The organism is Pseudomonas sp. JV414, from assembly GCF_032424305.1.
GTDB classification, from domain to species: Bacteria; Pseudomonadota; Gammaproteobacteria; order Pseudomonadales; family Pseudomonadaceae; genus Aquipseudomonas; species Aquipseudomonas lini.
This window is the reverse complement of record NZ_VYKC01000002.1, coordinates 284125-299642: the sequence shown is the minus strand read 5'-3', so window position 1 is coordinate 299642 and position 15518 is coordinate 284125. Positions and strand designations below refer to the sequence as shown.

Below are 15518 nucleotides of genomic sequence, written 5' to 3'. Positions count from 1 at the left end.
ATCGCCTATTGGAACTGCAAAAAACAATGCGAGAGTGGCTTGCGCCACCCTCGCATTTTTCACGCGCGCGACGCCTCAGGCGCTGCCAAGAACGATGTCGCTAGACAGAAGATCAACCCCGACCAAGGTGATGGTCGTGACGTCTCCGCCCGTTTCGGTAACCGTCACGATGCTGTCTGCGCCGCTGGTGTCGATCTGAACAACGGCGCTCTGGTCGCCGTTGAGCACCAGGGTGTCTCGCAGGTTTGCGTCCGTATCGAAGCCGGTAATCTGGTACAGGTTTTCATCGAATGACAAGTCGACGTTGAAGGCATCAAGCTCATCGTCCGTACCCACCAGCGTGTAGTCGAAGGCGCCGGCCAAGTCGTTGGCGAACAGGTTGGCGTCAAACGTACTTGATGCCGAGTCCCCATCCCTGTCTGTCACAGTCGCGTTGAACGTCAGTTGGATATCACTGGCCAGGCTCTCGGTCTCCTGAATGAACTGGATCACCGGGATCTTGATGTCGCCTCGGCCCATCGTGAGCTGAACAGCGTCGATCAGCAGCGAGCCCTCCTGTTCAATGAGGAAGGACACCTGTCCACGGGGCTCTGGAGTCAGTGTATTCACCTCGATGAGGTCCGAAGTCGTGCCGTCTTCGTAGTAGATCCTGTAGTACAGGTCCTCGGTCGCGGTGTTGTAACCCGCTACAGAGTTGTCGATGAAGACCTTCATGGCCGTCACCAGGCTCTCCGGATTGACGACGAAACTTTCATCGGTAGCGCCGATTGCCACCAGGTTGTCTCCCTGGAGGACGTTATTGGCGACGCCGATGCCGGACGTGCTGACGTTCATGGACCTCGGGTCGATGTACGAGGGCAGGGGGGTGGTCTGTAGTTCTGCTTCGGTAGGGTCGGGTGCTCCAAGCCCGATACCGGCCAGGATGTCCGTAGTCGACGCAAGCGCCTTCGCGGAAAAGAACACAACCTCCTCAGATGCCGAAGGAATAGTCGGGTCATTCGTATCTGGAATTAACAATGTGCGCACTGGGTCCGGACCGCCGGCAGCGAGCGAACCATCGGCAGTGCTGAGCACGACCGTCGAACTGAAGCCTTGCACTAGATCCAGTGCATAGCTGCCATCGTCAAAGGCGGTCAGCGTGTAGTCGACGGTGGTATCCGCCGTGTCGGCGTTGTTGTCGAAATCGCCGGTCAACGTCCCAGCGAATTGGTACGCGCCATTGCCGTCCGGTGAGGGCACCACTTCGGTGAGCGTGGCGGTCCCGGTCGTGGTCGTGTTGTTTGGCCTGACGAGGGTGAACTGGCTATTCACCGAGATATCCAGACCGGCCGCATCCAGCCCATCGGCGCCGGCCGAATTACTCCAGAAGCCAGTTTGCGGCAGGACGCTACCGGTCCCGATCAGGTTGCCGAAGGCGAGTGCTGGGCCGTCATCTTCGAAGACGATCTGGGAGCCGATTTCAGCGGTCGTAACAGCAGTTTGGAGCAGCTTGAAACCACCGATATCAAAATCGGCGTGGGTATTGCCCCTGGCGTCGAGGGCTGCCCCGTTCTCGATGAGCACGCGGTTGTGTTCATCTGTTGTGGTGTATTCAATCCGATAACCGGCTTTAACGCCGGTGATGGTGGCAACCCCGTCAGCATCAAAGGTGATCGCAATGGCTGGATCATCCTCCGGTCCGTCTGAACTCTCGATCACCAGCCCGGTGCTGATGTTGATGACGCTGACACTGGTGATTTCAACCGGCGAATCATTTGCATAGCCGTCGATGAAGGTCGTACCAGACTCAACAGCGGTGCTGAATGCGCTGATTTTTACGACAGCAGTCTTGCCGCTTTGCAATTGCACGACGTCAAAACTGGCCTTATTCGCATTCACGACGTCGGTAAAGTCGATATTGGCTTCAACATCGGCTTCGTTCTGATCCAGGTTAGGAATGGTCAGATCCTGCCTGGCACCGGTGACGAACGAATAACGTATGCCCTCCTGTTCCGTAATCATCTGGCTGTTGGTGCCAAAGGTGGTCGGGCCAGCAGCCTGGCTGGTATTGATGGTGTCGCCTGTCGTGATATTGACGCCAGTTGACTGATTCGCCGGGTCCTTGCCGGTGGCGATGATGGTGGGATCCGTGATCCGCAAAACACCACCGACGTCGACAACTGTCGGGTCCGCGGTCGTGAACATCAGGAACAGGTTCTGACCAGAGGGGGCATTGGCCAGACTGAACTCCAGGTCCTGACTGGTTCCGACGAATACCTTATCCAGCAGATTGAGCGAATCATCGGGGTTCGTACCATCTGGGTGCTTGAGTGGTTGGTACTCCACGGTCCAGATCTTGCCGCCGGTGACCGGTGATCCGGTTTCTTCAATGTAAGCCGCAAACACGATCGCGCCGGTTGCGCTCCCGGCTCGGCCCAGAAGGATGTTGTTGTTCGTATCGGTATAGAGAAGGATGCTGGTGCCATCGAGGGTGTCCAGCCCGCTGTCCACACCATTGAGTGGTGCGCCAGCGCTGTCGACGAAGCTGATATCGGTAATGGTTGCTCCGTCGGTGACGGTGAACGCATCGCTGCCCGTGTCGCCCACGGCACCGGTATAACCACTCAAGGCTGCACCCGTTGCGGTACCTGCCGCAAGTGCGGTCAAACGGGTAGAGAAGTCTGAGGGCAGGGACGCCACCAGAATGTCGTTGTCGTCAGCATCTCCCGCAGGGGGTGGCGTGGCGGTGGCGTTCTGCAAGCCGGGTGTTTCGTCCAGCACAACGTCCTCGCCGGTGATTTCAATAGCCATGATTTTCTCCCGAACGATTGCGGTCATCGAGGCCTGACCGTTGACCATAGTTCGCAACTATGAGCATGCGCAGGGGGTTGCGCATTGGCCGATACTCCCAAGCGGGGTGGGAGTTTCAGACTACTTGGGAGGGGGAACAGCACGAGGGCGTTAAGAAACGGAGCCGCCTATTCCGTTTGCGAATGAGGACATGCCGCAAGGCTCGTCTGGCCTTGGCTCAGGGACCGCAATGGCCCAGTAAAAAAACGGCCTGGCCCCTTGTGGGAGCCAGGCCGTCCTGTCTCGCGCGTGCACCTCTTCTTAGCGGATCAAAGCACCAAATCTGTCGGTGCCAGGTTAGTTACTCCCACCAGTTCGATCACAGGATTTTCGATATCAATCGTCTGGACAGCGGTGAAATCGCTATCTCTATCGACGACCTGGAAATCCAGCTCTAGATCAAGGGTAGCGGGTGTAGTCGTGGTGGTGGAGAAACCAGCATCGATGATCTTCAGCGGATTCGTACTCGTATCCTCCGCAATCGTGTTTCCAGGCCCCATCAGACCAACGATCGGCTGTGCGGAAGTGCTGCTTGCGCCATCGGCACCGACATTGCGATTCAGATTTATCGCGCTGCCCGTAAGGCCAGCATCATTCGAAAGAATCTGAATACCCTTGATGAGCCAGTTATCACCGGTCTGAATGTTGAAGTCATTACTTTCAACAATCAATAGAGCATCATTATTGTCCAAAAACGGGTCGTTCGGATCGGCAGGGTCGTTGGCGATAAGGGCCTCGTACTTGGTTCCAACAAGATCGGAGTTGTTTGTATCGTTCTCGTACACATCGCCTTGGTCGACGTAGATGGCACGTGTTGTAGTGATGGAGGAATCATTTGCATCAGCAAGACTGACGATAAGCAAAAGATCATCGCTTTCAGTCTCGTATCCATCGAACTTGATAAAGAAATCGGTCGCGTAACTAAAATCGTCGGCGCCCAGATCTCCTTTCGGATCAGTCTCGAAGAAATTGATGTTGGCCGCTTCACCTGCCTGGATCGTGTTTCCGGAGACGCCCAGAGCAGTGCTGGACAAGGTTACAGCGGCAACCGAGCCGCTCACAAGCTCACCCGCCACCACAGCAGTATTGCCGCCGGCACTCAATGGTGCCTCGAAGCCCGTGATCTGGATGAAGAAACCTTCCCCAAGCTTCCCGGTGGCCACAGGTGATGGGCCACTGGAAGGGATCGTGCCATCCATGTCATACGTTTCGTACCCAGTGCCTTCGCCCAGCGTGACGTCTTGCGTCGTTTGCAGCGCATCCATCTCGAAGGTATAGGTGTCATTGACTTTGTCAAACACCAGCGTGCCTTCCACCAGTTCAGGCGTGGTAGCAGCACTCCGATCGTGATCGTATTTGAACGACACGTTAAACGTGGCAGTGTCGAGATTCTCTGAAGCCCAGGTGACCGTTGGATCAACGATCGCAACATCGTTCGCCGAACCAGAGAGGGCGAGGTTGGCAAAATCACTGTCCGCTGCCGAAGAGTAGGTCGGCCCGCGCTTGTCCGCACCTATCGAGTAGGCGAAGTCACCCGAAAAGGTCCATGACGTCGCACCCAAATCGGGATCGGCATCCTGCACAGGGGCTGTCCCTATAACGGGCGTATCGTCGTCGACATTGATCCCCAGCGTGCCATCGGCCGTATCGCCATCACCATCGGTCACCCGGTAGTTGATGGTGAACGCCTGGTTGTTCTCGGTCATGCCTGCCGCATGGAGGATCGGGTTGTTTTGCGCCACCGTGTAGGCGCCCGTTGCCGCGACCATCGTCAGTGTCAGCACCGTGGTCGTGCCCTGTTTGACCAACAGACTGGTGCCATCGGCCACATAGGTGAAGCCTGTGGGCGCTCCGCTGGTCAGATAGGCCACCGTGCCGGCCCCGTCCTGACCGAAGTCGTGGCCCAGAGTGCCGCTTGTGTTAGCCGCGTCTGCGTCGTCGTCCGTGCCGTCAGCATTGCCACCCGTGAGCGCATCGTCGTCGAGCAGCACCGTGCTGTTGGCTGACACCGCTGGTCCGTCGTCATCGAAGTTGATGTCGTTGCCGATGCCAACGCTGTCGGTGCTGGTGTCACCGTCGCCGTCGGTCACCGTCACCACGGCGTTGATCAGACCGGCCAGATCGACTTGGTCGTCATGGGCCGCCGCCGAGCTGCCGGCGGTGGGGTGCGTGAGCGAAACATACTGCGCCACCGCCACGTTGCCGTCCTGCAGCAGCGCAATCGCGAACGCCGCCGGATCATCGACCGTGACCGCGCCATTGGCCACGTCATAGCGGCCGACAATCAGATTGCCTTCCTTGAACAGCTTGATGTCCTTGCCATCGGTGGTATTGAGCAGCGAGTCAGTGCCGTCGCCGCCGACTATCGCCAGCGACAGCACTTTCGTACCACTCTCCTGGTCCTGGCCAAAGCTGCTGAGCGCCGTGGAGGCCAAAGGCGTGGTACTGATCGCGAACTCCGTTGGATTCAAGTCCGTGCCCTTGTTCACCACTTCCGTGTCGAACAGCGCCAGCACCGCCGCCGCGTCGCTGTCGTTATCCTGGTTGCCGGCCGTCTCGTCGATCGTCACCGCGCCGCCGCCATCGGCCACATCCGCGCTCGGCCCGTCGTCGTCGAAGTTGATGTCATCGCCGATGCCGACGCTGTCGGTGCTGGTGTCGCCGTCGCCGTCGGTCACCGTCACCACCGCGTTGATCAGGCCCGCCAGATCGATCCGGTCGTCATGGTCCGCCGCCGAGCTGCCGGCGGTGGGGTGCGTGAGCGAGACATACTGCGCGACCGCCACGTTGCCGTCCTGCTGCAGCGCAATCGCGAACGCCGCCGGATCGTCGACCGTGACCGTGCCATTGGCCACGTCATAGCGGCCGACAATCAGATTGCCTTCCTTGAACAGCTTGATGTCCTTGCCATCGGTGGTGTTGAGCAGCGAGTCGGTGCCGTCGCCGCCCACAATCGCCAGCGACAGCACTTTCGTCCCTCCCGCCGCGTCCTGGCCAAAGCTGCTGAGCGTGGTGGTGACCAAAGGCGTGGTGCTGATTGCGAACTCCGTTGGATTCAAGTCCGTGCCCTTGTTTGCCACTTCCGTGTCGAACAGCGCCAGAACCGCCGCCAAGTCGCTGTCGTTATCCTGGTTGCCGGCCGTTTCGTCGATCGTCACCGCGCCGCCGCCATCGACCACGTCCGCGCTTGGCCCGTCGTCGTCGAAGATCATCTTGGAGCCGATTTCGATTGTCGAAACAGAGGCTTGGACCAGCGTGAAGCCACCGATATCAAAGTCGGCGTGGGTATTGCCCCTGGCGTCGAGGGCTGCCCCGTTCTCGATGAGTACGCGGTTGTGAGTCGCCGTTGTGGTGTATTCAATCTGGTAGCCGGCCAAAACGCCGGTGATGGTCGCAACCCCACCAGAGAAGGTGATGCCAATGGCCGGATCATTCACTGATCCGTCTGAATTCTCGATCACTAGCCCGGTGCTAATGTTGATGACGCGAACATTGGTGATGGCAACCACCGTATCGCCCGCATAGCCGTCGATGAAGTTCACGCCAGGTTCAGCCGCGGTACTGAATGCGCTGATTTTTACCACCGCACTCTTGCCGCTTTGCAACTGCACGACGTCGAAATTGGCCATCTTCGCATTGAAGACAGCGGTAAAGTCGATGTTGGATTCAAGATCTGCTTCGGTCTGACTAAGGTTGGGAATGGTCACATCCTGCCTGGCACCTGTGACGAACGAAAAACGGATGCCTTCCTGTTCCGTAATCATCTGGCTGTTGGTGCCGAAGGTGGTTGGGCCACCGGCCTGGCTGGTATTGATCGTATCGCCAGTCGATATATTGATGTCGTCGGCCGTGGTGTTGGGGTTAGGCCCAGACTGGTTCGCCGGATCCTTGCCGGTGGCGATGATGGTGGGATCCGTGATCCGCATGACACCACCGACGTCGACAACTGTCGGGTTCGCTTTCGTGAACATCAGGAACAGGTTCTGACCGGAAGGCGCATTGGCCAGGCTGAATTCCAGGTCCTGACTGGCTCCGATGAACACCTTATTCAGCAGATTGACCGAATCATCGGCGTCCGTCGTAACTGGATGCTTGAGCGGTTGGTACTCCACGGTCCAGATCTTGCCGCCCGAGACCGGCGATCCGGTTTCTTCGATAAAGGCAGCGAACACGATCGCGCCGGTCGCGCTCCCGGCTCGGCCCACAACGATGTTGTTGTTCGTATCGGTATAGAGAAGGATGCTGGTGCCATCGAGGGTATCCAGGCCGCTGTCCAGGCCATTGAGCGGTGCGCCAGTGCTGTCGACGAAGCTGATGTCGGTAATGCTGGCTCCGGGGTCAGCGGTGACGGTAAACGCATTGCTGCCCGTGTTGCCCGCGACACCGGTATAGCCACTCAAGGCCGCACCCGTTGCGGTACCTGCACCAAGTGCGGTCAAACGGGCAGCGAAGGTTGAGGGCAGGGCGGTCACCAGAATGTCGTTGTCGTCAGCGTCTCCCGCAGGGGTTGGGGTGGCGGTGAGGTTCTGCAATCCGGTCGTTTCGTCCAGCGAAACGTCCTCGCCGGTGGCCACGACGCTCAGAGCGTTGGCGGTAATCGACGTTGTCAGCAATGAGTTTTGTTCGTCAAGAGTCATGACTTTTTTCCCGGGCAGATGCGGTCATCGAGGCCTGACCGTTGACCTTTGGTCGTCACTATGGCTAAGCGCCACGGATTGCGCATTGCCCGATACTCCCAAGCGGGGTGGGAGTTTCGGACTACTTGGGAGGGGAGACGGGATGGCGCGAAGGGGCCGCGCCTCTTTTAATGGGAAAGGCTGACTTTAAGCGGACGGCAGATGTGGCCAACAAATGCCGGCCGGTTCCTGATGCCAGTCAGTTAAGCCACGGAACCTGTGGGAGCGGGCTTGCTCGCGAAGACGGCGGCACAGTCAATATTGATGTCGTCTGACACACCGCTTTCGCGAGCAAGCCCGCTCCCACAGGGATTTCGCTTAACTGACCGGCATTGGGCCGCTTTCTCGATTTTGATAGCGCTCACGCGTTTAACGATGCGTGTTTAAAGACACTCCGTGTTACTTCCCGAAGGGCTACAAGACCTTGCGCCGTTACCTACGGTTAAGACAGAATCCGCCGGCTTGTGCGCCGATGGCCCGGGCTCTATCGTTTCCCTGTCGCTGAATAACAGCGATCGGGTTTGGTAGCCCGGTTTCGTATCACGGCGCATCGCGTCACCTATTATGGTGGTCATGCGCGGGGTCCTTTCGAGGGCGCCGGGAACTGATACGACCGGTCTACCAACCCGCGTATGGCCACCACCCTTCGTTGGTAGCGAGTGTGATGGCTCTTTTTAATAAACTCGTATCAGGAGTTTGATTTATGTTCAAAGTTACGCCCAACCCACCGGATACCGATCCGGCATCCCCGTACGAATCCCTCGATCCAAAAAAACTCAACGAAGCCGCCGAGCGCGCCCTCAATTTCTACCTCAACCCGGCAGCGATCATGAACAACACCCCACGCAAACCCAGCACCATGTACATGGTTGCGCCGGATGTCGACCATGAAGCCTTGCTGGTTCAAACGTGCGAGAACCTGGCGTCGGCCAGTGTCATGGCCAGCAACATCGCTGCATTGGTGGAGGGCACCCACCGCAATACCCTGCTGGCGCTTCAGCAAGTCGTCATGCTGGCTGAACTGGCGGTGAATCGAATGCTGGATAACTTCGTTCCACCCAAGTAATCACTCAGCCCTTTACCGAGAGGCTTGCCCCTCGGTAAAGGGTTTTGATGGCTCACAACGACGTCCTGACCACCAATGGACAATCAACCGGCTGGGCGCCCGAGACCTCCAGGGCCTCGATCAGGTGCCGGGCGGCATTGCGACCGATCTCGTAGTACGGCAGTTGCACCGTGGTCAGCGGCGGGAGGAACAGTTCGGCGATGCCGATCATGTTGTCGTAACCAAGCACGGCGACATCGGCGGGAATTTTCAGGCCACGGCCCAACAACAGCTGATAGGCACAAAAGGCAATCCGGTCGTTGCCACAGATCAGAATATCGAACTGGGGGCGACCCTCGATGATGTGTCGGTCGAGGATGGCTGCGGTTTCACCATAGGCGTCATGATCGGAAAGGTCGTATTGCAGGAGCGCGTCAGGCGCCAGGCCGAATGCCTGACAGGCACGCTGCAAGCCTTTTTGTCGCAAGCCCCAGGCCAGACTCTGTTTTGGCAGATTGATGCACAGAGGGCGCCGATAGCCCTGGCTCAACGCGTGATGTACGGCTCGATACTGCCCCGTTTCGTCGTCTGGCACATAACTGACCAGGTCACTGTCATCGGCCAGGCAATTGGCGAGTACCAGGGGTTTGCTCTTCAAGCGCTCGGGAATGCTCACCTGGCGAAACCCCATGGCGCTGAAGATCAACCCGTCGGGACGGTGCGACAACATCAGGTCGATGTTCTGGTCGGTGGGCGGGTTGCTCAACAGGTTAAGGATGAACACATTCCAGCCCGCCTGCTGCGCGGTCTGTTCGATGGACAGCAGCAGCTCGACCGCGAACGGTGTAGTCGCGGTGTCCAGTGCGAACACACCGATGGTGCGCGACTGGAGGTTGTCGCCGCGCATCTTGCGCGCCGACAGGCTCGGTACGAATTGCAGTTCGTCAATGGCGCGACGCACCCGCTGAAGGGTTTCGGGGCTCAGTTTTTCCGGATTATTGAGCGCTCGAGAAACCGTCATCAGGGATACGCCGGCCAGCTGTGCAACGTCTTTCACTGAAGTCATGCGAGGCGAGGCCGGTCAGGTTGACGCAGGATCATGACACAGGGCTCGGGCTTCTCGCGACTCGAATGACGCCGCTCATAGCCATCCCGAGGCCAGAGGCCATGCCTTGGGAATCGAGACACGTCCGCCACTCCCGCTGGCAAACAGCTTCACTCCCAGACTGTCGGGCCGCGGATAGAGGCGACTGCTGAAGCTGAAGCGGCCGTGTTCGTCGAACACCTCGATGGAGGAGCGATCGAGAAACACGCGCAATTCCAGTCGCTCTTGTGTCGGGTCTATCGACACACTGCGCTGACCGGTGACTTGCGCACCCGAGCGGCTGCGGTCCAGCACCAGACGCCGCAGCAATGCATCGTAGTAAAGCAAGGTTTCTTCATGGTCATCGTCGCTGCAACGCAAGGCGATTCCGAGGTGGCCGTCGCTGCAACCGCGCAAATCCAGATGCACATGGATTTCGAGCATGTCGCCATTCACTTGCGGCACGCACCGGGTTCCCGACTCATCCCACCAAGGCGTGCCCGGCAATGGCGCCTTGCGCAGAGCGGTGAGCTCCCGTGCCGGATACACGCAAAGGCGATCGCCGTGCAGTTCAAGTTCGCGCGGTAAACCGAGCATGCCGCACCAGTGATGGGCCTGGCTCGGCATCGGGCTTTCCCACATGTCGAGCCACGCCCACAGCAGGCGCCGACCATCGGCAGCCACCAGCGTTTGCGCGGCATAGAAATCGTGGCCGTTATCCAGCTCGATAAAAGGCCCGCCGGTGAAGTGCCATTCGCTGTCGAGTTGGCCCACTCGATAACCGGTCTGGTACTTGTTCAGCCGTTCGTAACCCTCGGGTTGCATGCCTTGGGGGGAGTAGAGCAGCACATCGCGTCCGTTCAGTCGGAACAGATCCGGGCACTCCCACATATAGCCATCGCCCTCGCTGCCGCTGGACACATAGTCGAGGAATTCCCAGGTGTGCAGATCCGTGGAACGGTACAGCGGGAGCAACGGCACATCGCCCAGACGCGCGCCGGCAATCAGGTACCAGCAGTCATCCTCCTGCCACACCTTGGGGTCACGAAAGTGCATGATCGTGTCTTGCGGCGCGGTCTCGATGACGGCGCCATGCTTGACGAACCGGATGCCGTCGGTGCTGGTGGCCAGGCACTGGACTTGGCGTATCGAGCGCTCGTCACCCACTTCCCCCAGCCAGGTGTGCCCGGTGTAGATCAGCGCCAGGGTGTCTCCACACACCACCGCGCTACCGGAAAAACAACCGTCGCGGTCGAAATCGTCGCCGGGCGCCAGTGCAATGGGCAGATGCTGCCAATGGACCAGATCGGCACTCTTGGCATGCCCCCAATACATCGGGCCCCATTTCGCGTCGAAGGGATGGTGCTGATAGAACACGTGGTATTCGCCACGAAAGTACACCACCCCGTTGGGGTCGTTCATCCAGCCCACGAGAGGGGCAATATGATAACCGGGTCGATAATCATCGACGACGCGAGACAGACCCTCACGCAGCGCATGCTGCGCAATATCAAGGGCAGCGGACATTGGAACACTCATGGAATTCAAAGACACAGTCATAGGGCGCGTGCTCGTACCGGGCGTTGTGAAACGCCATCCGGCAGGGTTTCAATGGCGTGTGGGTGACGGCTCAAGGCCGCGCCGTCGGCGTCGAACAGGTGCAGGTTGTCGATGTCCAGCTGCAGCTCAACCCGATCGCCTGCCTGCCATCCGGCGCTGACTTCGCAACGACAGATCAGTGGTTCCTCCTGGCCTGTCTCGAGGTGCACATAGGTTTCGCTGCCCAGGTATTCGACGGCGGTCACGACCACGCCGGCGGTTCCATTTGCCGCCTTGAGCGACAGGTGCTCTGGGCGAATCCCCAGGGTCAGCTGCGTACCTGCCACCAGCTTCGAGCTGTCGAAGGGCAGGGACGTGATACCCCATACGAAGGTGTCGACCAGGCTGGTTTCGCCTGGCGTTTGCAGGCGTGCCGGCAGAAAATTCATCCGGGGCGAACCGAGAAAACCGGCGACAAAGCGGCTGGCCGGGCGCTCATAGAGTTCGCGCGGTGAGCCGACCTGTTCTACGCGACCACCATTGAGCACGACAATTTTGTCGGCCAGGGTCATCGCTTCAACTTGATCGTGGGTGACGTAGATCATGGTCGAGCCGAGTCGAGCATGCAGCCGGGCGATTTCGTTGCGCATCTGCACCCGCAAGGACGCATCCAGGTTGGAAAGCGGCTCATCGAACAACAAAATGTCCGGCTCCCGCGCCATGGCCCTGCCCATGGCCACACGCTGGCGTTGCCCGCCGGACAGTTCCTTTGGCTTACGTTGCAGCAGTTTGTCCAATTGCAGGATTTGCGCCGTTTTCAGCACGCGCTCGCGCAGGCTGGTCTTTTCTGTCTTGGCCAGTTTCAGACCAAAACTGATGTTGTCGTAGACGCTCATGTGCGGGTACAGCGCATAGGACTGAAACACCATGCCGACGCCACGCTCGCGCGGCTCCAGGTCGTTGACACGACGCCCGTCGATCAGCAGGTCGCCGCCGCAGATCGAATCCAGCCCGGCGATCAGTCTTAGCAGGGTCGACTTTCCGCAGCCCGAAGGGCCGACGAACACGACGAATTCACCCGCTGCGATTTCCAGGTTGACGTCGCGAAGAATCCGCGCGCCGCCCAATTGTTTGTTCACGTTGTCCAGTTTCAATTTGATCACGATGCTGTTCCTTGTCTTTGTTGGGCATCAACCCTTTAACGCGCCGGCAGTGAGACCGGAAACGATTCGGCGCTGGAAGATCAGCACCAGAATCACCAATGGGACGGTGACCACCACCGAGGCGGCCATCAACAACCCCCAAGGCAACTCATGGGGGCTGCCGCCGGAAATCAAGGCGATGGCGACCGGCACCGTGCGTTGGGTATCGGTGAGGGTGAAGGTCAGGGCAAACAGGAACTCGTTCCACGCTGCGATGAAGGCCAATAAGCCAGTGGTGACCAGTGCGGGCCAGAGCAACGGCAACAGCACGCGGGTCAGCGTGACCCAGGGCGAGGCGCCATCCATGATTGCCGCTTCTTCCAGTTCATGAGGCAGTTGCCCCATGAACGTGGTCAGCACCCAAACGGTGAAGGGCAGGGTGAAAATCGTGTAGCTCAGAATCAATGCCCAGGAGGTGTTGTAAAGACCCAGTGCGCGGATCACTTCGAACAGCCCCGACAGCACCGCGACTTGGGGAAACATCGACACGCCAAGGACCATCATCAAGACGGTGCCACGGCCACGGAACTTCACCCGGCCCAAGGCATAGGCGGCGGTCAGGCTGAGGAACAGCGCCAATGTCACCACGCTAAGCGCGACCACCAGTGAATTACCGATAGCTCGCAGGAAGGAGGCTTGACTGAGCACCGCTGCGTAATTGGAGAAGTCGGGGTTTTTGATCCAGTAGCTCACCTCGAACAAGGCGCTGGACGGTTTCAGCGACGTCACGATGGCGTAGTAGAAAGGGAAAACCGCATACAGCAGCAACACCCCGATCAGGCACCAGAACCCGAGGCGCAACAGCGCTTTTTTCAGTAGGCGCAGGCTCATGACCGGACCTCCAGTTGACGACGTCCGAGGTAGAGATAAAGCAGGGCGATGACCGCTACCACCAGAAACAACAGCGTCGAGGCCGCGCTGCCGTAACCGACGTCCTGGAACTCCACCAGGTGCTGGCGGGCATACACCGACATGCTCATGGTGCTCGATGAGTTCGAGGTCAGCACATAGATCACGTCGAATACCCGCAGCGAGTCGAGGATGCGGAAGATTGCCGCCACCAACAATGCAGGCATTAATAGGGGAAGGGTGACACGCCAGAACACTTTCAGCGGATGAATGCCATCGACCCTCGCGGCTTCGTAGCAATCGCTCGGCAACATCTGCAAGGCCGCCAGCATCAGCAGCGTGACAAACGGGACGGTCTTCCAGACGTCGACGAGGATCACCGCCCACATCGACAGGTCCGCATCGGCCGTCCAGGCCAGGGGCGCGTCGATCAGGCCGAGGCTCAGCATCAGGTGATTGATGATGCCGAACTGGTCGTTAAGCATCCATGACCAGATCTTTGCCGAGACAATGGTCGGAATCGCCCAGGGAATCAGAATCATCGCCCGCACCAGAGAACGTCCGGTGAACTTGATGTTCAGCAGCAACGCCACCAACAGTCCCAGTACGACTTCCAGTCCCACCGACACCACGGTGAAATGCAAGGTGTTGCGCACCGCGTTCCACCACTGAGGATCGACCAGGATGCCCGACCAGCTGGAGCCGTTGTGGAACAGATAATTGCTCAGGCCGATGAAGGATCCGCCACCGGTGTCTGACAGACTGGCGTCGGTCAGGCTGAACCAGAATGTGCGCAGTAGCGGCCAGGCTGCCACCAGGGCCAGACACAACAGCATCGGTGTCAGAAACAGCCAGGCGGCGCGTACCCGGCGTCGTTGTACGGGCGTTTCCCTGGTGAGCAGAAGCTCGTCACAGGGGACATGGGTAGTAGAGACAGACATGGTGATTTTCTTCCTTGTGGCTTACCAGTTCCGGCGTTTGATGCGTGTGAGTTCGCTTTCCAGCTCGGCCAGCGCCTGATCGACAGGCAACTCGCCCGCCAGCACGCCATGCACTCGATCGAAGAACGCATTGGAGACCCGTGGATAGCGATCGGCGGTTATTGAGGCGGGGCGCATGACCCCATCGTTGAGAATGCTGTGCAGCTGAGCGTAATAAGGCATGGCCGCGAGCAATTCGGGGTCTTGATAGAGTGACTCGATCACCGGGTTATAGGCGCCTATCAGGGCGCGGCGTTTTTGCTCTTGGGCACTGGTCAGGTAGCTCACCAGTTCTGCCGCAAGTTTTGGATGGGCGCTGTAACGCGATACCGCCAGACCCCAGCCACCGAGGGTGGATGCATGGGTGCCGGTCTCGCCGCCACGGGGCAGGGGAGCGACCCCGACCTTGTCTTTTACCGCACTGTCCTGGCTTTGCACCAAGGCCCAGACATACGGCCAGTTACGCATGAACAGCGCATTGCCCGACTGGAATACGCCCCGGCCTTCTTCCTCGGTGTAATTGAGTACGCCACGCGGGGAGATGTCTCCTACCCAGCTTTTCGCCAGGGTCAACGCCGTTCTTGAGGCCTGGCTGTTGACCACGATGTCGCCTTGCGGATTGACCAGCCCGCCTTGCGGTTGGCTGCTGATCCACTCCAGCGCATTACACGTCAGGCCCTCGTAGGCGCGCCCCTGAAAGATGTAACCCCAGGCATTGGGATTCCCGGCAGTGCGCTCGGCCTGTTGAATATTCCGGGCGGTAGCGGTCATTTCTTCCCAAGTCTGGGGAACCTGTTGGTTGTACTTCTCGAGCAAGTCCTTGCGGTAATACAGCAGACCCGAGTCGGTGAACCACGGCATCGTCACCAGCCGTCCGTTCACCGTGGCGTTATCCACCTGTGCCTGGAAGTAGCCTTGTGTTGCGTTGGCAGGAAGCACCTCGCGCAGATCCATCAGATGTTTGGCCAGCATTCCCGGCCACACCATATCGATTTGAATGATGTCGATGTCGCTGGACTGCGCACTGAGGATCTGTTGGTAGAACGACAACCTCTCGGTTGCCGAGTTAGGTGTTGAGACCACCTCGACGTGGTTGCCGGTCTGTTTCGACCACGCCTCGACAGCCTCCTTGCAGAGTTGTAACTCCGCCCCCACCGCCCCACACGAGATCGTCAAATCGGCTGCGCTCGAGAGGGATGGAAGCCCGGCAAAAAGGGTGAGCAGTGCTGCTGGAAGGAGAGATTTCAGCTGTTTCATAAAGCCCTCTTTATTTTTGTTTTAAGAAAAGTTAACGTTAACATCGCCAAATGTAGC

The 15518-nt window shown here is 58.9% G+C and carries 9 protein-coding genes; 1 reads left to right on the top strand and 8 read right to left on the bottom strand.

Annotated features, from left to right (window positions below; genetic code table 11):
• Positions 1-75 precede the first annotated feature (75 nt).
• Entirely contained in the window at positions 76-2790 is a 2715-nt protein-coding gene (locus F6R97_RS02395) for a DUF5801 repeats-in-toxin domain-containing protein (RefSeq protein ID WP_315865970.1), read from the bottom strand.
• A 308-nt stretch (positions 2791-3098) separates the two neighbouring features.
• Entirely contained in the window at positions 3099-7466 is a 4368-nt protein-coding gene (locus F6R97_RS02390; RefSeq protein WP_315865969.1) for a beta strand repeat-containing protein, read from the bottom strand.
• A 742-nt stretch (positions 7467-8208) separates the two neighbouring features.
• Between F6R97_RS02390 and F6R97_RS02385 the strand changes: the two genes are divergently transcribed.
• The gene (locus F6R97_RS02385) at positions 8209-8571 is read left to right on the top strand and encodes a DUF6124 family protein (protein WP_038983708.1); all 363 of its coding nucleotides are present in this window, start codon (positions 8209-8211) and stop codon (positions 8569-8571) included.
• A gap of 52 nt (positions 8572-8623) precedes the next feature.
• Here the strand turns inward: F6R97_RS02385 and F6R97_RS02380 are convergent, their stop codons facing one another.
• The 6 genes from F6R97_RS02380 to F6R97_RS02355 form a co-directional block, all read right to left on the bottom strand.
• The gene (locus tag F6R97_RS02380; RefSeq protein WP_315865968.1) at positions 8624-9616 is read right to left on the bottom strand and encodes a LacI family DNA-binding transcriptional regulator; all 993 of its coding nucleotides are present in this window, start codon (positions 9614-9616) and stop codon (positions 8624-8626) included.
• Positions 9617-9691: 75 nt separating this feature from the next.
• Positions 9692-11194, bottom strand: coding sequence for a glycoside hydrolase family 32 protein (locus F6R97_RS02375; RefSeq protein ID WP_080772127.1), 1503 nt, complete (start codon positions 11192-11194; stop codon positions 9692-9694).
• Positions 11191-12336: an ABC transporter ATP-binding protein gene (locus F6R97_RS02370; protein ID WP_038983049.1), complete on the bottom strand. Its 1146-nt coding sequence runs from the start codon at positions 12334-12336 to the stop codon at positions 11191-11193. The genes F6R97_RS02375 and F6R97_RS02370 overlap by 4 nt, the downstream gene beginning before the upstream one ends.
• Before the next feature lie 27 nt (positions 12337-12363).
• Positions 12364-13206 (bottom strand): carbohydrate ABC transporter permease, encoded by an 843-nt coding sequence (locus F6R97_RS02365; protein ID WP_038983050.1) that lies wholly within the window; start codon positions 13204-13206, stop codon positions 12364-12366.
• On the bottom strand, positions 13203-14165 hold the full coding sequence (locus F6R97_RS02360) for a carbohydrate ABC transporter permease (protein WP_050683176.1): 963 nt from the start codon (positions 14163-14165) through the stop codon (positions 13203-13205). The genes F6R97_RS02365 and F6R97_RS02360 overlap by 4 nt, the downstream gene beginning before the upstream one ends.
• A 21-nt stretch (positions 14166-14186) precedes the next feature.
• Positions 14187-15461 carry an ABC transporter substrate-binding protein gene (locus F6R97_RS02355; RefSeq protein WP_038983052.1) on the bottom strand — a complete coding sequence of 425 codons (1275 nt, stop codon included), beginning with the start codon at positions 15459-15461 and terminating at the stop codon, positions 14187-14189.
• Positions 15462-15518 lie beyond the last annotated feature (57 nt).

Coding starts and splice junctions, on each gene's coding strand:
- F6R97_RS02395 (WP_315865970.1), bottom strand. CDS start 2,790: ATGGCTATTGAAATCACCGGCGAGGACGTTGTGCTGGACGAAACACCC.
- F6R97_RS02390 (WP_315865969.1), bottom strand. CDS start 7,466: ATGACTCTTGACGAACAAAACTCATTGCTGACAACGTCGATTACCGCC.
- F6R97_RS02385 (WP_038983708.1), top strand. CDS start 8,209: ATGTTCAAAGTTACGCCCAACCCACCGGATACCGATCCGGCATCCCCG.
- F6R97_RS02380 (WP_315865968.1), bottom strand. CDS start 9,616: ATGACTTCAGTGAAAGACGTTGCACAGCTGGCCGGCGTATCCCTGATG.
- F6R97_RS02375 (WP_080772127.1), bottom strand. CDS start 11,194: ATGACTGTGTCTTTGAATTCCATGAGTGTTCCAATGTCCGCTGCCCTT.
- F6R97_RS02365 (WP_038983050.1), bottom strand. CDS start 13,206: ATGAGCCTGCGCCTACTGAAAAAAGCGCTGTTGCGCCTCGGGTTCTGG.
- F6R97_RS02360 (WP_050683176.1), bottom strand. CDS start 14,165: ATGTCTGTCTCTACTACCCATGTCCCCTGTGACGAGCTTCTGCTCACC.
- F6R97_RS02355 (WP_038983052.1), bottom strand. CDS start 15,461: ATGAAACAGCTGAAATCTCTCCTTCCAGCAGCACTGCTCACCCTTTTT.